The 18251-nt window shown below is 61.1% G+C and carries 27 protein-coding genes; 3 read left to right on the forward strand and 24 right to left on the reverse strand.

What is annotated here, in order from left to right:
- Window positions 1-17: 17 nt before the first annotated feature.
- The 17 genes from rpsK to rplN form a co-directional block, all read right to left on the reverse strand.
- Window positions 18-431, reverse strand: a complete 414-nt coding sequence (gene rpsK / locus H2510_RS04245; protein ID WP_084348465.1) for a 30S ribosomal protein S11 — start codon at window positions 429-431, stop codon at window positions 18-20.
- Window positions 431-805 carry a 30S ribosomal protein S13 gene (gene rpsM / locus H2510_RS04250; RefSeq protein ID WP_084348466.1) on the reverse strand — a complete coding sequence of 125 codons (375 nt, stop codon included), beginning with the start codon at window positions 803-805 and terminating at the stop codon, window positions 431-433. Before rpsM ends, rpsK begins: the two co-directional genes overlap by 1 nt.
- A gap of 214 nt (window positions 806-1019) precedes the next feature.
- Window positions 1020-1133 (reverse strand): 50S ribosomal protein L36, encoded by a 114-nt coding sequence (rpmJ, locus tag H2510_RS04255; RefSeq protein ID WP_025347279.1) that lies wholly within the window; start codon window positions 1131-1133, stop codon window positions 1020-1022.
- A gap of 106 nt (window positions 1134-1239) precedes the next feature.
- On the reverse strand, window positions 1240-1461 hold the full coding sequence (gene infA / locus H2510_RS04260; RefSeq protein WP_005140011.1) for a translation initiation factor IF-1: 222 nt from the start codon (window positions 1459-1461) through the stop codon (window positions 1240-1242).
- 414 nt (window positions 1462-1875) lie between these two features.
- Window positions 1876-2670 (reverse strand): type I methionyl aminopeptidase, encoded by a 795-nt coding sequence (gene map / locus H2510_RS04265; protein WP_186627020.1) that lies wholly within the window; start codon window positions 2668-2670, stop codon window positions 1876-1878.
- A complete protein-coding gene (locus H2510_RS04270; RefSeq protein ID WP_186627021.1) occupies window positions 2670-3224 on the reverse strand; it encodes an adenylate kinase in 555 nt (184 codons plus the stop codon). The genes map and H2510_RS04270 overlap by 1 nt, the downstream gene beginning before the upstream one ends.
- Window positions 3221-4543 carry a preprotein translocase subunit SecY gene (gene secY, locus H2510_RS04275; protein ID WP_186627185.1) on the reverse strand — a complete coding sequence of 441 codons (1323 nt, stop codon included), beginning with the start codon at window positions 4541-4543 and terminating at the stop codon, window positions 3221-3223. Before secY ends, H2510_RS04270 begins: the two co-directional genes overlap by 4 nt.
- A gap of 295 nt (window positions 4544-4838) precedes the next feature.
- Entirely contained in the window at window positions 4839-5282 is a 444-nt protein-coding gene (rplO, locus tag H2510_RS04280; RefSeq protein WP_084348470.1) for a 50S ribosomal protein L15, read from the reverse strand.
- Window positions 5283-5284: 2 nt separating this feature from the next.
- Window positions 5285-5464, reverse strand: a complete 180-nt coding sequence (rpmD, locus tag H2510_RS04285; protein ID WP_186627022.1) for a 50S ribosomal protein L30 — start codon at window positions 5462-5464, stop codon at window positions 5285-5287.
- Window positions 5464-6135, reverse strand: coding sequence for a 30S ribosomal protein S5 (gene rpsE / locus H2510_RS04290; protein ID WP_088943009.1), 672 nt, complete (start codon window positions 6133-6135; stop codon window positions 5464-5466). Before rpsE ends, rpmD begins: the two co-directional genes overlap by 1 nt.
- Before the next feature lie 34 nt (window positions 6136-6169).
- Window positions 6170-6586: a 50S ribosomal protein L18 gene (gene rplR, locus H2510_RS04295; protein WP_088943008.1), complete on the reverse strand. Its 417-nt coding sequence runs from the start codon at window positions 6584-6586 to the stop codon at window positions 6170-6172.
- A gap of 1 nt (window position 6587) precedes the next feature.
- Window positions 6588-7127 carry a 50S ribosomal protein L6 gene (gene rplF / locus H2510_RS04300; RefSeq protein ID WP_084348474.1) on the reverse strand — a complete coding sequence of 180 codons (540 nt, stop codon included), beginning with the start codon at window positions 7125-7127 and terminating at the stop codon, window positions 6588-6590.
- Between the two features lie 14 nt (window positions 7128-7141).
- Window positions 7142-7540 (reverse strand): 30S ribosomal protein S8, encoded by a 399-nt coding sequence (rpsH, locus tag H2510_RS04305; protein ID WP_084348475.1) that lies wholly within the window; start codon window positions 7538-7540, stop codon window positions 7142-7144.
- 594 nt (window positions 7541-8134) lie between these two features.
- Window positions 8135-8320 (reverse strand): type Z 30S ribosomal protein S14, encoded by a 186-nt coding sequence (locus H2510_RS04310; RefSeq protein WP_084348476.1) that lies wholly within the window; start codon window positions 8318-8320, stop codon window positions 8135-8137.
- Between the two features lie 4 nt (window positions 8321-8324).
- Window positions 8325-8897: a 50S ribosomal protein L5 gene (gene rplE / locus H2510_RS04315; RefSeq protein ID WP_084348477.1), complete on the reverse strand. Its 573-nt coding sequence runs from the start codon at window positions 8895-8897 to the stop codon at window positions 8325-8327.
- A gap of 1 nt (window position 8898) precedes the next feature.
- Window positions 8899-9216, reverse strand: coding sequence for a 50S ribosomal protein L24 (rplX, locus tag H2510_RS04320; RefSeq protein ID WP_084348478.1), 318 nt, complete (start codon window positions 9214-9216; stop codon window positions 8899-8901).
- Entirely contained in the window at window positions 9217-9585 is a 369-nt protein-coding gene (gene rplN, locus H2510_RS04325; protein ID WP_084348479.1) for a 50S ribosomal protein L14, read from the reverse strand.
- Between the two features lie 307 nt (window positions 9586-9892).
- On the opposite strand from rplN, the gene H2510_RS21050 reads away from it, so the two are divergent.
- The 3 genes from H2510_RS21050 to H2510_RS04340 are packed head-to-tail and all read left to right on the forward strand — an operon-like array spanning window position 9893 to window position 14759.
- On the forward strand, window positions 9893-10906 hold the full coding sequence (locus tag H2510_RS21050) for a DUF559 domain-containing protein (RefSeq protein ID WP_186627023.1): 1014 nt from the start codon (window positions 9893-9895) through the stop codon (window positions 10904-10906).
- Complete coding sequence (locus H2510_RS04335) at window positions 10903-11580, forward strand: hypothetical protein (RefSeq protein ID WP_186627024.1); 678 nt, start codon at window positions 10903-10905, stop codon at window positions 11578-11580. Before H2510_RS21050 ends, H2510_RS04335 begins: the two co-directional genes overlap by 4 nt.
- Window positions 11580-14759: a helicase HerA domain-containing protein gene (locus tag H2510_RS04340; RefSeq protein WP_186627025.1), complete on the forward strand. Its 3180-nt coding sequence runs from the start codon at window positions 11580-11582 to the stop codon at window positions 14757-14759. The genes H2510_RS04335 and H2510_RS04340 overlap by 1 nt, the downstream gene beginning before the upstream one ends.
- 148 nt (window positions 14760-14907) lie before the next feature.
- Here the strand turns inward: H2510_RS04340 and rpsQ are convergent, their stop codons facing one another.
- Genes rpsQ through rplB form a run of 7 tightly spaced genes read right to left on the reverse strand, consistent with a single transcriptional unit; the run spans window position 14908 to window position 18215 of the window.
- Window positions 14908-15186 carry a 30S ribosomal protein S17 gene (gene rpsQ / locus H2510_RS04345; protein WP_084348482.1) on the reverse strand — a complete coding sequence of 93 codons (279 nt, stop codon included), beginning with the start codon at window positions 15184-15186 and terminating at the stop codon, window positions 14908-14910.
- Entirely contained in the window at window positions 15183-15428 is a 246-nt protein-coding gene (gene rpmC / locus H2510_RS04350; protein ID WP_072806568.1) for a 50S ribosomal protein L29, read from the reverse strand. Before rpmC ends, rpsQ begins: the two co-directional genes overlap by 4 nt.
- Window positions 15428-15844: a 50S ribosomal protein L16 gene (rplP, locus tag H2510_RS04355; protein WP_084348483.1), complete on the reverse strand. Its 417-nt coding sequence runs from the start codon at window positions 15842-15844 to the stop codon at window positions 15428-15430. Before rplP ends, rpmC begins: the two co-directional genes overlap by 1 nt.
- Before the next feature lie 2 nt (window positions 15845-15846).
- A complete protein-coding gene (rpsC, locus tag H2510_RS04360) occupies window positions 15847-16653 on the reverse strand; it encodes a 30S ribosomal protein S3 (protein WP_088943003.1) in 807 nt (268 codons plus the stop codon).
- Window positions 16653-17084 (reverse strand): 50S ribosomal protein L22, encoded by a 432-nt coding sequence (gene rplV, locus H2510_RS04365; protein ID WP_084348485.1) that lies wholly within the window; start codon window positions 17082-17084, stop codon window positions 16653-16655. The genes rpsC and rplV overlap by 1 nt, the downstream gene beginning before the upstream one ends.
- Window positions 17081-17362, reverse strand: coding sequence for a 30S ribosomal protein S19 (gene rpsS, locus H2510_RS04370; protein WP_008718309.1), 282 nt, complete (start codon window positions 17360-17362; stop codon window positions 17081-17083). The genes rplV and rpsS overlap by 4 nt, the downstream gene beginning before the upstream one ends.
- 13 nt (window positions 17363-17375) lie before the next feature.
- Window positions 17376-18215, reverse strand: a complete 840-nt coding sequence (gene rplB / locus H2510_RS04375; protein ID WP_084348486.1) for a 50S ribosomal protein L2 — start codon at window positions 18213-18215, stop codon at window positions 17376-17378.
- Window positions 18216-18251 lie beyond the last annotated feature (36 nt).

Genomic DNA, 18251 nt, shown 5'->3' on the forward strand with positions numbered 1-18251 from the left:
TAAACCTTTCCTTCCCGCTAGACCCGACGCCGCTTCGGCGGACGGCAACCGTTGTGCGGCTGGGGGGTGACATCGGAGATGGTGCCGACCTCCAGGCCTGCGGCCTGAAGCGAACGAATAGCGGTCTCACGGCCGGAGCCGGGACCCTTGACGAACACATCGACCTTCTTGACACCGTGTTCCTGCGCCTTGCGAGCAGCACTCTCGGCTGCAAGCTGGGCCGCGAACGGAGTCGACTTACGCGAGCCCTTGAAGCCCACGTGGCCCGAGGACGCCCAGGAGATGACGTTGCCTGCGGGGTCGGTGATCGAGACGATCGTGTTGTTGAACGTGCTCTTGATGTGAGCAGATCCGTGCGGGACGTTCTTCTTGTCCCTGCGACGCGTCTTCTGTGTCTTCTTAGGACCTGTACCGCGTGCTTTAGGGGGCATTACTTCGCCTTCTTCTTGCCGGCAATGGTGCGCTTGGGGCCCTTGCGGGTGCGCGCATTGGTCTTGGTGCGCTGTCCTCGGACGGGCAGACCACGACGGTGGCGAAGGCCCTGGTAGCAGCCGATTTCGATCTTGCGACGAATGTCGGCCTGAACCTCGCGGCGCAGGTCGCCCTCGACCTTGAGGGACTCCTCGATGTACTCGCGGAGCTTGCCCAGATCTTCATCGGACAGGTCCTTGCTGCGCAGGTCGGGATTGACCCCTGTCGCAACCAGGATTTCCTTGGAACGGGTACGGCCAACGCCGTAAATGTATGTCAGTGCGATCTCCATGCGCTTTTCGCGCGGAAGATCCACACCTGCGAGACGTGCCATGTGGCAATCCTTTTCGTGTCCGGAGGTCTGCTCCCAGTCCGTCCCCTGTGCCTCTGTACTGCCGAAAACAGATCCTTCTCGAAGCAACCGTCTTCTAAAACTCAGTGGGGCCCCGGCCTCCGTGCCGGGGGTATGCCGCAACGCGTATGTCGCGGTTGGTGCTGGGAGGTCATCTTCTAGCTATGTGCCAAGCAGAAAGCGAAATGCTCGGTGGTTATCCCTGACGCTGCTTGTGACGCAGGTTGTCGCAGATCACCATGACTCGCCCGTTACGGCGGATCACCTTGCATTTTTCGCAGATCTTCTTGACGCTCGGCTGAACCTTCACGTCGTTGATCTCCTGTGTGTAGCTCGTGCGCATCGGCCCGTTCACGAAGAACGAATCAACACGTTCGAGCATGGTTCTCTTCGACCGGACCTGGCCGAAGAAGCTCTTACTTGTAGCGGTAAACGATGCGCCCACGCGTGAGGTCATATGGAGAGAGCTCCACTACGACGCGATCCTCGGGAAGGATACGGATGTAGTGCTGCCGCATCTTCCCACTGATGTGAGCGAGTACCTTGTGGCCGTTTTCGAGCTCGATGCGAAACATCGCATTGGGCAAGGGTTCGACAACTCGGCCCTCTACCTCGATGGCGCCGTCTTTCTTTGCCATATCCTCCGCGATCCTGGCTTTGTACACCTGGTTGATTGCATATGTGATTCGTTTACCGTGATGCTCACGCCGCCGCTCAGCCGAGGCTGGCAACTTCAACTTTCAGAACCGCAACATCCATTGCACGAGCAGCAATTTCTATTGTCTGAGCTGGCAGTATCAGCCGGTTGACCGCTAGCCAACTTACGTAGGCATGCGAGCAACCAGCGCGCATGGCGCACCGTCGACCTATGTTACCGGCAAACCCTCACCAGGCCAAATGAGGTCATCCGTAAGTGAGCGAAAGAGGCGGAGATTCGTCCGAATTGGCCTTGATGCGCCGCACCCGAAGCAGCACAGAAATGAGACGCCTGTCACCCGAGATCAGGTCGGCAAACGCTCACGGACACACTGCTACGCGGCGGCCGAAGCAATTCAGGGGCGCAGAGTCAGGATCCGGGGACCGTCGTCCGTGACCGCAACGGTGTGCTCCCAATGCGCCGCCCGCGAGCCGTCAGTTGTCACCACGGTCCACTCATCGGACAGGATCTCGGTCTCGTAGGTACCGAGTGTGAGCATCGGCTCGATTGCCAACGTCGATCCCACGACCAGTTCAGGCCCCTTGCCCGGAGCGCCCTCGTTCGCAAGGAACGGGTCCATGTGCATTTCACGTCCGATGCCGTGACCGCCGTAACCGTCGACAATTCCGTAAGCGCGACCGTGAGCCTTTTCCGCCGCGCGTGTTCCGTTTTCGATAGCGTGCGAAATGTCGGTGAGCCGATTTCCTGGGAGCATCGCTGCGATTCCAGCTTCCATCGACAGCCGCGTCGCTTCGCTGAGCAAAGCGTCGGCCTCGATGAGGTCTCCGATTCCGAACGTCCACGCCGAGTCGCCGTGCCAACCATCGAGAACTGCACCGCAGTCGATCGAGACCAGATCTCCGACGACGAGGATCTCCTCGGCCGACGGGATTCCGTGCACAACTCGGTCGTTGACGGACGAGCAGATACTTCCGGTAAACCCGTGATACCCCAGGAAGGAAGGGACCGCACCGGCGTCACGAATGACAGCCTCGGCCACCTTGTCCAATTCGAGGGTCGACACTCCCGGCTTGGCCGCATTCCGCACGGCTACCAACGCTGAACCGACGATCGCGCCTGCTGCAGCCATGGCGTCCAACTCGCCCGCGCTGCGGAACGGAACTACCTTACGTTTACGACCGAAAGCCATCAGTTGTCGAGATCCTCGATCGCCTTCAACGCGCGAGCGCTGACTTCTTCGACCTCACCAATTGCATCGACGGTGAGGATCCGGTCCTTGTAGTAGTCGAGCAGCGGCGCCGTCTCATCGCGGTAGACCTTGAGCCGGTTGCGGATGACGTCCTCTTTGTCGTCGGCGCGCCCACGGGAGAGCATGCGAGCGACCACGACGTCTTCGTCGACGATGAACGACAACACACCATCGAGCTTCGCACCCATATCGGCAAGGATGGTCACGAGCGACTCTGCTTGACCCACCGAGCGCGGAAATCCGTCGAGGAGAAAGCCGTTGACGGCGTCCGGTTCCGCCAAGCGGCTACGAACCATGTCGACGGTCAGTTCGCTCGGTACGAGATCTCCGGCATCGAGGTATTTCTTCGCCTCGATGCCGAGGGCGGTCTTCTCGCCGATGTTCGCGCGAAAGAGATCGCCGGTCGAGATGTGCGGTACACCCAGCTTCTCGGACAGGATCTCGGCTTGGGTGCCCTTGCCGGCACCGGGAGGACCAAGAAGAACAAGTCTCACTTGAGGAACCCTTCGTAGTTGCGCTGCATCAGCTGACTTTCGATCTGCTTCACGGTATCGAGGCCGACGCTGACCATGATCAGCACAGCGGTGCCACCGAACGGCAGGTTTTGTGCGCCGCCGGAGCTCCCGATGTCGAGGAACAGGTTGGGCAGAACGGCAATGGTGCCCAGATAGATAGCGCCCGGCAACGTGATGCGGCTGAGCACATAGTTCAGGTAGTCGGCGGTCGGCTTACCCGGTCGGATACCCGGGATGAAACCACCGAACTTCTTCATCTCATCGGCACGTTCCTCTGGGTTGAACGTGATCGCGACGTAGAAGTAAGTGAAGAAGACGATGAGTCCGAAGTAGATGGCAATGTAAACCGGATTAGCCGGGTTTACCAGGTACTCGTTGATGATTCGCTGCCACCAGCTCGGGTCCGTCGCTGTACTGGCGGAGGTGAGCTGTGCGATCAGGTTGGGCAGGTACAGCAGCGAGGACGCGAAGATCACCGGGATGACACCGGCCTGGTTGACCTTCAGCGGAAGATATGTCGATGATCCGCCGTACATCTTTCGGCCGACCATCCGCTTGGCGTATTGGACCGGAATTCGACGCTGCCCCTGCTCGACGAACACAACGCCGGCGATGATGAGTAGTGCTGCAACGCACACCAGACCGAATACGAGCCCTCCGCGGCTGTCCAGGATGGACTTGCCTTCGGACGGGATGCGCGAGGCGATGCCTGCGAAGATCAGGAGCGACATGCCGTTTCCGACTCCGCGCTCGGTGATGACCTCGCCGAACCACATCACCACTGCAGCACCTGCGGTCATGACGAGGACGATGATGATCAGACCGAAAATGCTTTGGTCGGCAATGATGTCCTGTTGACAGCCCTGGAGTAGTTGGCCGCGGGACGCGAGTGCCACCAGACCGGTCGCCTGCAGAATCGCCAAAGCGATCGACAGGTAACGCGTGTACTGGGTCATCTTCGCCTGGCCCGACTGGCCTTCCTTGCGGAGTTCCTCGAACTTGGGGATGACGACGGTCAACAACTGCACGATGATGCTCGCCGTGATGTACGGCATGATGCCGATCGCAAACACGGACAGCTGTAGCAGCGCGCCACCGGAGAACAGGTTGATCAGCGAGTAGATACCGGCTTGATCGCCGCCTGATACCTCATCGATGCACGCCTTGACGTTGGCGTAATCCACGCCTGGGGATGGGAGCGTAGCGCCGAAGCGATACAGGGCAACCAACCCGAGGGTGAAAAGGATCTTCCGTCTCAGGTCAGGAGTCCTGAGGGCCGACACGAAGGCGGAAAGCAAAGATCCTCCTGGCACGACTGCGTTGGTGGTCGGTGTCTGCGGAGCCGTTACCGGCCTCGGCGACACTCGACCATGGACTGCGAACAATATGTATCGTCCGCATGGAAAAGCACTTGCGTGAACTCTAGAACTCTAACAGTGTGCAGCAGTCGACCTGTCGGTCAGTCGCCGCCCTACCCGGCCGGACTATGTAGAGATGCCGGTGAGGCAGCGATGGCCGCAGCGTTGGCCCGTTAAGGCTTGTCGCTGCGGCCATCGACACACGATGAGCTCACTCGACCAAAGTCGAATGTGGCTAGACCTCGGTTACAGAACCGCCGGCTGCGGCGATCTTTTCCTTGGCCGAACCAGTGAACTTGTTGGCGGAGATATCGACCTTGACCGATATCTTGCCGTCGCCGAGCACCTTGACGGGCTCGTTCTTGCGGACTGCACCCTTGGCGATCAAGTCAGCAAGGCTGACCTGGCCACCTTCGGGGAAGAGCCGCTCGATGTCGCGAAGGTTCACAACCTGAAACACGACGCGGTTGGGGTTGGTGAACCCCTTGAGCTTCGGAAGCCGCATCTGGAGAGGCATCTGCCCACCCTCGAAGCGTGCCGGCACGTTCTTGCGAGCGCCGGTTCCCTTGGTACCGCGACCTGCGGTCTTACCGCGCTTGCCACCTTCACCACGGCCGACGCGAATCTTCGTCGACTTGGATCCGGGCGCTGGGCGCAGATGATGGAGTTTGATGGTCATGGTTAGACCTCCTCAACTGTTACGAGGTGGCGCACCTTGTTGACCAGACCGCGATTTTGCGAGTTGTCCTCGCGGAGGACCGTCTGGCGAATGCCTTTGAGTCCGAGAGTCCGCAAGGTGTCACGCTGTGTTCCGCGCTGGCCGATGGTGCTTCTGATCTGGGTCACCTTGAGCTGAGCCATTACTTGACCGCTCCTGCCTGTGCACGTGCACGCAGCATTCCGGCGGGTGCAACCTCTTCGAGGGTCAGACCGCGGCGAGCCGCGACTTCCTCGGGACGCTGCAGACCCTTGAGTGCTGCGACGGTGGCATGCACGACGTTGATGGCGTTGTCGCTACCGAGCGACTTCGACAGCACGTCGCGGATCCCAGCGCACTCCAGCACGGCACGGACAGCACCACCGGCGATGACGCCGGTACCGGGGCTGGCCGGACGCAACATGACGACGCCTGCTGCCGCTTCACCCTGGATCGGGTGCGTGATGGTGCCAGCGATCATAGGAACGCGGAAGAAACTCTTGCGAGCTTCCTCGACACCCTTCTGGATTGCTGCAGGAACTTCCTTGGCCTTGCCGTAGCCGACGCCGACCAAACCGTTGCCGTCTCCGACGATGACGAGGGCGGTGAAGCTGAAGCGACGACCACCCTTGACCACCTTGGAGACGCGGTTGATGGCAACCACGCGCTCGATGAAGTTCGACTTGTCGGCAGCGTTTCCGCCACGCGAGTTGTCGCGACGGTCACGACCACCGCGATTGTCACCGCGCTGGCTGTTGTCACCGCCGGCTGCGTTCGGGCCACTGTTCTGTCCGGCGGGGCCGCTTCCGCCGTCACGCCGTTGACGTCCCGGCATCAGGCTGTCCTTCCGTTTTCGGTCATTGTCATCATCAGAACGTCAACCCGCCTTCGCGAGCTGCTTCTGCCAGAGCCGCGATGCGGCCGCTGTAGCTGTTTCCGCCGCGGTCGAATACGACAGCGTCGATTCCAGCAGCCTTCGCACGGCTGGCGATGAGCTCGCCCACCTTGGCGCTGACGGCCTTCTTGTCGCCATCGAGTGCACGCACGTCGGCTTCGATGCTCGAGGCGCTCGCGAGCGTACGGCCCGCAAGATCGTCGACCAGCTGGACGTGAATGTGACGCGAAGAACGGTTGACGACCAAGCGGGGACGCTCGGGCGTTCCGGAGATCTTCTTCCGAAGGCGGAAATGACGGCGTGCCTTCGACAGGCGACGCTTCGTCGACACGTCCGTGCCGCGCGGAGTGCGCTTCACGACGTTCGCTTTGTCTGCTGTTTGCTGGCTCATATCACTTACCCGTCTTCCCGACCTTGCGGCGGATAACTTCACCCTCGTAGCGGATGCCCTTACCCTTGTACGGGTCGGGGCGCCGCAGACGACGGACGTTGGCCGCGATCTGGCCGACCTTCTGCTTATCGATGCCGATGATGGTGAATCGCGTAGGCGACTCGACCGTGAACGTGATGCCCTCAGGTGCTTCGATCAGCACGGGGTGGCTGTAACCGAGCGCGAACTCGAGGTCCTTGCCCTTCACCACAACGCGGTAACCGACGCCGTGGATCTCCATCTTGGTGGTGTAACCGTTGGTGACACCGGTGATGAGGTTTGCGACTAGCGTGCGCGAGAGGCCATGCAGCGAGCGACTACGACGATCGTCGTCCGGACGGGTGACAGCGAGAGTGCCATCTTCCGACCGAGCAATTTGAATGGGTTCGGCGATCGTCAACTCGAGGGCACCCTTGGGGCCCTTGACCGCGATGTTCTGCCCGTCGATCGTGATGTCAACGCCCGCGGGGACCGTGACCGGCAATTTTCCAATACGTGACATGGTGGTGGCCTCCCCTACCAGACGTAGGCGAGGACTTCTCCGCCCACACCCTGCTTGGCCGCCTGACGCTCCGTGAGCAAGCCTGTGGACGTGGAGATGATCGCCACGCCCAGGCCGCCGAGAACCTTGGGCAGATTGGTGGATTTTGCGTATACGCGAAGACCGGGCTTCGAGATACGACGGATGCCTGCGAGGCTGCGCTCGCGGCTGGGTCCGTATTTGAGGTCGACGATGAGGGTCTTGCCCACCTCGGCGTCCTCGGTGCGGAAATCTGCGATGTAGCCCTCGCGCTTGAGGATGTCGGCGATATTCGCCTTCAACTTCGAGTGGGGAAGCTTCACCTCGTCGTGGTACGCCGAATTGGCGTTGCGCAGACGGGTCAAGAAGTCTGCAATTGGATCGGTCATCGTCATGGTGTGACCTGTGCACCTTTCTCGTAGCGGTTCCCATGCAGCACGCGCGAGCTGGTGCCCCGTACAGGGCCTGACTCGTCACATCGTGGGCCTACAGCGAAGTGAACATGTCCTGACCGACTGTTGCCGGTCAGGGGTTGCGCTCCTGGCAATGCATCGCTGCACTGCCAGGTGTCACGAGCTTCCGTGTAGGAGAACTCGAGGTTTGCGTTCGATATTGCAAGAACTCGCGTGCAGGCACGACGAAGCCCGGGCAACCGCTCTAGTGTAGGGAACCGGTCGCCATTCTCAAAATCGGTCGTGGTACGGGACTCGAGGACACCGGGCGAGATCGATCCGGAAGGCACGGCAAGTTCATCGGTCCCATGCGGCCTCTTCGCCGGAGCCGAAGGCGTCAGTACGGTCTGAGCCGGAGGCGTCAGTACGGTCATGGCCGGAGGCGTCAGTACGGTCATGGCCGGAGGCGTCAGTACGGTCATGGCCGGAGGCGTCAGTACGGTCGTGGCCGGATTCACATACAACAAAACGAGCGTGGGTCCCAGTTCAGGGACCCACGCTCGTCAGCGTGGTGCGATGAGGCCCGAGGGCCTCAGATCACCAGGAGCTCTTGCGGACGCCGGGAAGTTCTCCAGCGTGTGCCATCTCGCGAACACAGATTCGGCACAGGCCGAACTTGCGGAATACTGCGCGGGGACGGCCGCAGCGGTTGCAACGTGTGTAACCTTGCACCGCGAACTTCGGCTTCTTGTTGGCCTTGTTGACCAATGCCTTCTTCGCCATGGACTCAGTTCTCCTTGAACGGGAAGCCGAGGTGCTTGAGCAACGCACGGCCTTCTTCGTTGTTGGTTGCGGTGGTCACCACGGTGATGTCCATGCCGCGCGGACGATCGATCTGGTCCACGTCGATCTCATGGAACATCGACTGCTCGTTGAGGCCGAACGTGTAGTTTCCGTTGCCGTCGAACTGCGTGCCGGAGAGGCCGCGGAAGTCCCTGATTCGGGGAAGGGCAATGGAGGTCAGCCGGTCCAGGAATTCCCACATGCGGTCGCCACGAAGTGTGACGCGGGCGCCGATGGGCATGCCTTCGCGGAGCTTGAACTGAGCGATGGACTTGCGAGCCTTGCGGATCTCCGGCTTCTGACCGGTGATCGCTGCGAGGTCGGCAACTGCACCGTTGATCAGCTTGGCGTCACGGGCGGCGTCGCCGACACCCATGTTGACGACGACCTTGACGACACCGGGGATCTGCATGACGTTCTCGTATGCAAACTCGGTGTTCAGGGCGTCTTTGATCTCGGCGCGGTAGCGCGCCTTGAGGCGAGGCTGTACGCCCGCGGTGTTCTCAGTGGTAGTCATCTCAGATGTCCTTCCCGTTTTTCCGGGAAATCCGAACGCGCTTGCCGGTCTCCTCGTCGGTCCGGTAACCCACACGCGTCGGGTTTCCGTCCGAATCGACTACTGCAACGTTCGATACGTGGATCGGGGCTTCCTGCGTGACGATGCCGCCCGAAGACGCGCCACGCTGATTGGAAGAGACCGCAGTGTGCTTCTTGATGCGGTTGACGCCCTCGACGAGAACCTTGTCATTGTCCGGGTAGGACTGAATGACCTTGCCCTTCGCACCCTTGTCTTTGCCTGCGATCACGAGAACGGTGTCGCCCTTGTGCACCTTCATTTACAGCACCTCCGGGGCGAGCGAAACGATCTTCATGAACTTCTTCTCACGCAGCTCGCGGCCGACTGGGCCGAAGATGCGGGTTCCACGAGGATCGTTGTCCGGCTTGATCAGCACGGCAGCGTTCTCGTCGAAACGGATGTACGAGCCATCCGGACGGCGACGCTCCTTGACGGTGCGGACGATGACGGCCTTGACGATCTCGCCCTTTTTGATGTTTCCACCGGGAATGGCATCTTTCACCGTAGCTACGATGATGTCGCCGATTCCGGCGTAGCGACGTGACGAGCCACCGAGAACGCGGATGCAAAGGATTTCCTTCGCGCCCGTGTTGTCAGCGACGCGTACTCGCGACTCCTGCTGAATCACTAACTTCTCCTAGACCTGGATTTGCTTACGCGGCGGATTTCCGTCCCGACGCGCGCGGTCGGCTGCAAGGGCGGCAGTGGCACGAAGACACACCGCTGCCCCAGGCAACCGGTCAAGTGTAGGGGAAGCAGCCGAAAGAGTCCAAATCGGTGAGTCCGAAAGTGGCGACTCGTTGCGCGAAGAGAAACGGACCACCGGTATGGTTTCGCGATGTGTATGCGCATCGCGGGAGCGAACCGGTAACTGTGGCATGACGACTGGGCACGTCGACACTTGGTGTCTCCCCCTCGATCGAGCCGTCTGCCTCGTGGGCGCACCCGGAGATGCGATCGCCGTCGCACTCGAGGATCTGTCGGACACGGCTCCCGCCTTGATTCGAGTTCATGTCGAGCCGAGGGATCGTCAGTCCGCTGTGATCGAGCAGGTGCTCTCGGCCTTGACTGTGATCGCGATCGAACTGTTTCCTGCATGGTTGCCTGACGCATCGTCGATCACCGGTCGCAGCTCGCTGGATTTCACAGCGGTTCGGATCCATGCACGTCACCTAGCCTCGAACAGCGATCACTACGGCCCGTTTCTGGCGGATCTCGCCGAACGATCCCTTGGCAACAATGCAACGGGACGTCCGTTCTCCGACGCCGAGGTGGCGGAAGGTTTGGCCGGCATCCTCGGCGCCAGTTGGCAACGTGAACAGGTCGCGCTTCTGGTGGATTCGGACAAGCTTTCACCGATGCAGCAGCATGCCTTCGCGGCTGCGTCGGAGTGGCTGGCCGCCCGCGGGTTCGCCGTATGGCTCGTCGACAATCCAGTGCCTACCGTCGACCGCCTGTCCAGCGTGTTCGTGTCGTTGCCACGAGAACTACTCGACGTGGACGACACCGGCCAGCGCTCTCGAACGAGGCCCACGGTCGAGTATTGGGCCGTCGCTGGAAGGCCTCACCCGGGCAGCGACGTGGAGAAAAGCGTCGATCGAGAGCTTTCCAAGCATTCGTGGGCCACGAATCGGCGACTCAATCACCCTTTCCAGTACAACGAGATCGCGCAGAAGTACTTTCTCGACATTGTGTGGCTCGAAGACTTGTTCGCCGTCGAGTTGGACGGTCACGAACATCGGTCCGTCTGGAGTAGAGCCAAAGACGACAAGCGTGACGAAATTCTTCGTGGCGTGGGCTTCGAGATTCTGCGTATTCCCAACGAGCGTGTGCATGCAGACGTATGGCAGGTTGTCCACGAGATACAGGCTGCGCTGTACCGACACCGCCTCATCCGGAACTCCGCTTCGAATGCACTTACCGCCACGAAAGAAGGATCACACCAGTGACAACCGAGCTGACATTCGTCGAACGGACCACACTGCTCGTACTGATGGCGGAATCTCGACCACTGAAGCTCACAGAGTTGAGGGTCCTCGGCTCCGAACTGAGCGCTAAGTCGCGAGACAAGCTGCTCGGGGCCGAACTGATCGGGGTCGAGAAGGTCGGCCGCGGAATTGTTGTCGACCTCACCGACAAGGGATGGGCCCGCGGAAGCCAGGAGTTCGGGGCTCCCGCCCCGTCACAGGCGAGCCGCAGTGGCGGCAAGACTTTGTACACCCTGCTCCGCGCGATGCGCCGATACTTCGATCGCGTCGGGATCGAACCCAATGAGGTGTTTCTGCCCGTAACAATGGACACGAGCCAGAAGCACGCCGTCATCGGTCCCGTCGTCGAGAATAGTGCGGAGAATGCTGTCGACTCCGACCCCGAAAGCCTGGTTCGCGACAGTTACCACCGCCTTGCCAGTGAGCCGCGAGCATGGGTCTCGCTGACGCGACTTCGCGAGGCCCTGCGGACCATGGACCCATCGGTGCTGGACGCCGCTCTGAGTTCGCTCTATCGCGCTCAAGAGATCAACCTGATCCCCGAGGCCAACCAGGCGACCTTGACCGATCCCGACCGCGCCGCAGCACTCCGCATCGGCGGCCAAACGCGTCACATGATGAGGATCGACCGCTGATGACCATGGACGCCGAGCAGTACGCAGCGCTCTCCTCCGTTCAGTTGACCTGGGCCCCCACCCCCGACGACGTCTGGCGCACCAACGAACTTCACGTCGGTGGCATGAACGAGAACTCACTGAGCAGCGTCATGCGGTCGTTCGACGAAGCTGACAAGCGCCCGACCTCGAAACCGCTGGGAGTGGTGATCCAGGGCGCCGCAGGTTCGGGAAAAACTCATATGTTGGGCCAGGTTCGTGAAAAAGTTCAAAACGCCGGCGGTTACTTCTTCTTGATCGAATTGCTCGACGAGAAAGTTTTCTGGGACTCGGTGCTCCACGGAATACTCACCGACATCGAAAGACCGACACCGGGTTTCGACAGCCAACTCGAGAAGCTTCTCTGGGATCTCGGAACCGACGTCGGACTCGGTCGCATGGAATGCCGGGCGCTGCAGGGCGAGCGCACCGTCAGCCCCGATTTGATATCGCAGTTCATCGATCGACTGCGTCGCAAGTACCCGGACCTCAAACAAGCACGTCACACACTGCGGGCACTGGTGTTGGCAGCGAGCGCTGACTTCGACCTACAGGATCTGGGCGACGCGTTCCTGCGGTCGAACGATGCACTCGACCACGAGCAGCGGACTTATTGGGGTCTCCCCAATGCCGTGCTGACCTCACAACAAGTGGCCGTCGATATTTCGTGGCTGCTTTCGCTGAGCGCACCCACTGTCGTTGCTGTCGATCAAATTGACACCCTCATAGCTCAATCGCGCATGCAGAGCGATCCGAAAGGAGCGTTCACGGCCGAACAGGGCACCCAGCTCGACAATATCGCTCACGGCCTGATGGGACTGCGGCAGAACCTCGTTCGTACCGTAGCGGTCATTTCACTACTACCCAGTGCGTGGACTTTCATCGCCGACAACACGGTCGAGTCAGTGAAAGACCGCTTCCACGTAGCCGAGTCGCTGCATCAGATTCCGACGAGAGAGATCGGCGTCGAAATCGTCGTCAAACGCTTCGCAGCCCGATACGACGAAGCCGGATTCACTCCCCCACATCCGACGTGGCCCATTGCGCCCGAAGCATTCGACGATGTAAATCTCTACAATCCGCGCACCCTGCTGCGCAGCGTGGACGATCACATCCAAATTTGCCTACGCAACAACGACATCACCGAACTTAAGACCCTGAGCCCACTCGTTCCGCCGGAGGCAACGATCCCCCCTCCCCCCGGCAATTTCGCAAAACTCGATGCCCGATTCGCGGAACTGCTTGCCGTGGCCGATCTCTCTGCGTTGGACGCCGACGATGAGGACGACACAGTGCCCTCATTACTCGGTGCTGGACTCGATGCCTGGATCACCGAAACCGGCACCGTAGAGTACAAATTCACGCGCGACGCCGAACCCGGGCGCAAACCGTCACTTCACGGGCGGATACGGCGAATCCTGGACGACGTCACGGACGACCAAGAACACTGGGGATTTCGCGCGATTGCTGCCACCCATCCGATTTCCGTACAGAACAGGATCCAAAAGGCCTGTACTGCTGCTGGATTGACGCAGGGAACCGACAAACGACGTCTAGTTATCCTTCGGTCTGCGCCCTGGCCGAGTGGGCCCAAGACCGCCAAGACGGTGCAAGCATTCGAAGATGCAGGCGGGATCGTCGTCTCCTTCACCGAAAGCGATGTCCTCGCACTGTCCGCGTTGAAAACCCTCGCCGCCGAGAACGACGAGAACCTGCAGGCGTGGCTGGTTGCAAGGCAGCCCGCTCACGAGATCGCCCTGTTCCGCGACGTACTTCCGACGACACCGGTTCTCGCCGAAGCACCGGGAGCGAATACCGTCGTTCGCCCACCGGCTACCGACCCCGGCCTGTTTCCTGTCACCGACGCGCGAACCGGAGAACAAGCACCGGCACCGGCACCAGCCGAGCCCGGACCACCAGCACAACCGCTCTCGGACACGGCGATTCCGCTGGGTACACCGACAGAAGGTGGACCCGAGGTCAGTGTCGAACTGGAGACACTCCGTAAGCACACCGCTATCTTCGCCGGCTCCGGGTCCGGCAAGACGGTTCTCATCCGTCGCCTTCTCGAGGAGTGCGCTCTCAAAGGTGTCTCGGCAATCGTGCTCGATCCCAACAACGACCTGTCGAGGCTGGGCGTCGAGTGGCCCAGTGGTACTCGCAACTGGACGGGCGACGACGAAGCCAAGGCCTCGGACTATTTCTCCCACAGCGAGGTAGTCGTGTGGACACCTCGTCGTAGTGCCGGTCGAGCATTGAGCTTTCAGCCTTTGCCGAATTTCGCGGAGGTCATCGACGATCCAGACGAATTCGATTCCGCGGTGGAGAGTGCCTTGTCCTCGTTGGCTCCGCAGGCAATGGCAGTGGGCGGGACGGCAAAGAGTCGACAGATGATGGCAGTGCTTCGCCAAGCGCTGGTCGACTTCGGCCATCGTTCGCAGGGAAGTCTGGACGATTTCATCGACCTCCTCGAGAACTTTCCGGACGGCGCCAGCACCCTCAAGAACGGTGTGAAAATCGCTGCCGACCTCGCAGAGAACTTGAAAGCGTCCACGACTACCGATCCCCTGTTCGGCGGTGCGGGATCATCGGCAGATCCAGGGATGCTGCTGACTCCCAGCGCAGGTAAGGGCGCACGAATCTCGGTCATCAACATGTCGGGGCTGACGACGGCATCGCAAAAAGAGAACTTCGTCAATCAGCTTCAGATGGCACTGTTCGCATGGATCAAGAAGAATCCGGCCGGCGATCGACCCCTCGGGGGGCTGTTCGTGCTCGACGAGGCTCAGAACTTCGCCCCATCGGATAGAACGACGATCTGCCTCCACAGCACTCTTGCGCTCGTGTCGCAGGCCAGGAAGTACGGATTGGGGATGGTCTTCGCGACACAGGCACCGAAGGGTCTCAACAACAAGATCCCAGGAAACTGTGGCACTCAGTTCTACGGTCGACTCAACGCACCGGTGCAAATCGAGGCTGCCAAGGAAGTTGCGCGGGTCAAGGGCGGAACAATCCCCGACATCGGTAAGCTCCCCGCCGGCGAGTTCTACGCAGCGGTCGAGGAGTCAGCGTTCGTACGCACCAAAACCAGGCTCTGCCTGTCGTATCACCCGAAGAGTCCACCGACCGAAGAAGAGGTCATCCGATTGGCGCGAGGATGAGTTAACCGGACTGGTTGCACTGGAAACGTCCGCCCATGAAGACAACAGCGCAGCTGTGCTCGGCCTACCGTGAATCCAGAGTGCTTGCCTGAACACAGCAAAGCCCCCGTCCGCGATAGCGAACGGGGGCTTTGCTGTTTACTGCTGCTTACTTGGCCTTTTCGAGAACCTCTACCAGACGCCAGTGCTTCGTGGCGGACAGCGGGCGGGTCTCCATGAGCTGAACGCGGTCGCCTACACCGGCGACACCGTTCTCGTCATGAGCCTTGACCTTCGTGGTGCGACGGATGATCTTGCTGTAGAGAGGGTGCTTGACCCTGTCTTCGAGCTCGACCACGATCGTCTTCTCCATCTTGTCGGAGACGACATAGCCGATCCGAATCTTGCGGTTGTTGCGTGTTTCAGTCACTGTCTTTTCCTCGCTCATGCCGCGTCACCTGCAGTGTCCTCGGCAGGACCGGTGGCCAGACCGAGCTCGCGCTCACGCAGCACCGTGTAGATACGAGCAATCTCGTGGCGTACTACGCGCAGGCGACGGTTGTTGTCCAACTGTCCGGTCGCCATCTGGAAGCGAAGGTTGAAGAGTTCTTCCTTCGACTCGCGCAGCTTGTTGACCAATTCTTCACCGGTGAGCTCACGGAGCTCTGCGGCTGGGGTTCCGGTAGCCATCAGAACTGCTCCTCCCGGGTGATAATGCGTGCCTTGATAGGCAGCTTGTGGATGGCGCGAGTAAGTGCCTCACGCGCAACGGTGTCGTCCGGGTACGAGAGCTCGAAGAGCACGCGGCCCGGCTTGACGTTCGCAATCCACCACTCGGGTGAACCCTTACCGGAACCCATGCGGGTCTCGGCAGGCTTCTTGGTGAGGGGCCGGTCCGGGAAGATGTTGATCCAGACCTTGCCACCACGCTTGATGTGGCGAGTGATAGCGATACGAGCAGCCTCGATCTGACGGTTCGTGATGTAGGCGGGCTCGAGAGCCTGAATGCCGTAGTCACCGAACGTCACAGCGGTTCCGCCCTTGGCGGCACCCGAACGTCGCGGGTGGTGCTGCTTGCGGTGTTTGACCCGCCGTGGGATCAACATCGTCAGCCCTCCTGTTTCGGCTCGGACGAGGCCGGAGCCTCGGCGGATGCTGCGCGACCGGCCTCAGTGCTGGTCGCGGTGGTGCCCGAGGCACCGGAGCGACGCGGACGTGACGGACGTTCGCGACGCGGGCGCTCGGGTCCGCCGGCAGCTGGAGCCGCAGCAGCGAGCTCGCGCTTGCCACCGACGATGTCGCCCTTGTAGATCCAGACCTTCACGCCGATACGGCCGAAGGTGGTCTTGGCCTCGTACAGCCCGTAGTCGATATCCGCACGAAGAGTGTGCAGCGGCACACGGCCTTCGCGGTAGAACTCCGACCGGGACATCTCGGCGCCGCCGAGACGGCCGGAGCACTGGACGCGGATGCCCTTGACGTTCGGCTGACGCATGGCCGACTGGATGGCCTTACGCATTGCGCGACGGAAAGCGACGCGGTTGCTGAGCTGCTCGGCAACACCCTGTGCCACGAGCTGTGCCTCGGACTCGGCGTTCTTGACCTCGAGGATGTTGAGCTGAACCTGCTTGCCGGTCAGCTTCTCGAGTGCTCCGCGGATGCGGTCCGCCTCGGCGCCACGACGGCCGATGACGATTCCCGGACGTGCCGTGTGGATATCCACGCGGACACGATCACGGGTGCGCTCGATTTCGACCTTCGCGATACCCGCGCGCTCCATGCCGGTGGCAAGAAGCTTGCGGATGGCGACGTCTTCCTTGACGTACTCCGAGTACTGCTTGTCTGCGTACCAACGCGACTTCCAGTCAGTGGTGATACCCAAGCGGAAGCCGTGCGGGTTGATTTTCTGACCCACTACTGAGCCCCTTCCTTGGACGCCTGGCCCTTACGACGGTTACGACTCGTTCCGCCGGTCTTGGGCAGGCTCTCGACGATCACCGTGATGTGACTCGTGCGCTTGCGGATCCGGAATGCCCGGCCCTGAGCGCGCGGCTGGAATCGCTTGAGGGTTGCACCCTCGTCCACGAATGCAGTCGCCACGATCAGCGTGCTGGGATCGAGATCGAGGTTGTTCTCTGCGTTTGCCGCTGCTGAAGCGATCACCTTGGCGACCGGCTCGCTGGCTGCCTGTGGCGCGAACTTCAGGATGTTGAGCGCGTCCTCGACGGAGCGCCCGCGAACCATGTCCACGACACGACGAGCCTTCATCGGCGTCACGCGAACATGCTTCGCGATTGCCTTTGCGGTCGGGTTGGCAGTCGGATTGGCGGTTTCGGTCTTACTCATCGCCTCTTCGCCTTCCGGTCGTCCTTGATATGACCCTTGAACGTGCGGGTCGGTGCGAACTCTCCGAGCTTGTGTCCGACCATCGAGTCGGATACGAACACCGGCACGTGCTTGCGGCCGTCGTGCACCGCGAACGTGTGTCCGATGAAGTCGGGGAGAATTGTCGAGCGGCGGGACCAGGTCTTGATGACCTGCTTGGTTCCCTTATCGTTCTGGACGTCGACCTTCGCGAGGAGGTGATCGTCTACGAACGGGCCTTTCTTCAGGCTGCGTGGCATTCTGAACTCCCTCCTAGCGCTTGTTCTTGCCGGTACGGCGACGACGGACGATGAGCTTGTCGCTCGCCTTCTTCCTACTGCGGGTACGGCCTTCGGCCTGTCCCCACGGGCTGACCGGGTGGCGGCCACCGGAGGTCTTACCCTCACCACCACCGTGCGGGTGGTCGACCGGGTTCATGACGACACCACGGACGGAGGGGCGCTTGCCCTTCCAACGCATGCGGCCGGCCTTGCCCCAGTTGATGTTCGACTGCTCGGCGTTGCCGACCTCGCCGACAGTTGCGCGGCAGCGCACGTCGACGCGACGGATTTCACCGGAAGGCATACGCAACGTGGCGTAGGCGCCTTCCTTGCCGAGGAGCTGAATGCTCGAGCCGGCAGAGCGTGCCATCTTCGCGCCGCCGCCCGGACGAAGCTCGACCGCGTGAATGGTCGTACCTGTCGGGATGTTGCGCAAAGGCAGGTTGTTGCCCGGCTTGATGTCGGCGTTGGCGCCCGATTCGATCGGTGACCCCTGGGCGATGCCCTTGGGTGCAACGATGTATCGCTTCTCGCCGTCTGCGAAGTGCAGCAATGCGATGTTGGCAGTGCGGTTCGGGTCGTACTCGATGTGAGCGACCTTGGCCGGCACGCCGTCTTTGTCGTTGCGACGGAAATCGATCAGACGGTACGCGCGCTTGTGTCCGCCACCCTTGTGCCGGGTGGTGATACGACCGTGTGCGTTACGTCCACCGCGACCGTGCAGGGGGCGAACCAGCGACTTCTCGGGTGTGCTGCGAGTGATCTCCGCGAAATCGGAGACGCTCGAACCACGACGGCCCGGAGTGGTCGGCTTGTACTTACGGATTGCCATGAGTCTTCTCGTCCTCTATATCCGAAGAGTCCCAGT

Origin of the sequence: Rhodococcus sp. BP22, assembly GCF_014281965.1 — a bacterium.
In the GTDB taxonomy this organism is placed as follows: domain Bacteria; phylum Actinomycetota; class Actinomycetes; order Mycobacteriales; family Mycobacteriaceae; genus Rhodococcoides.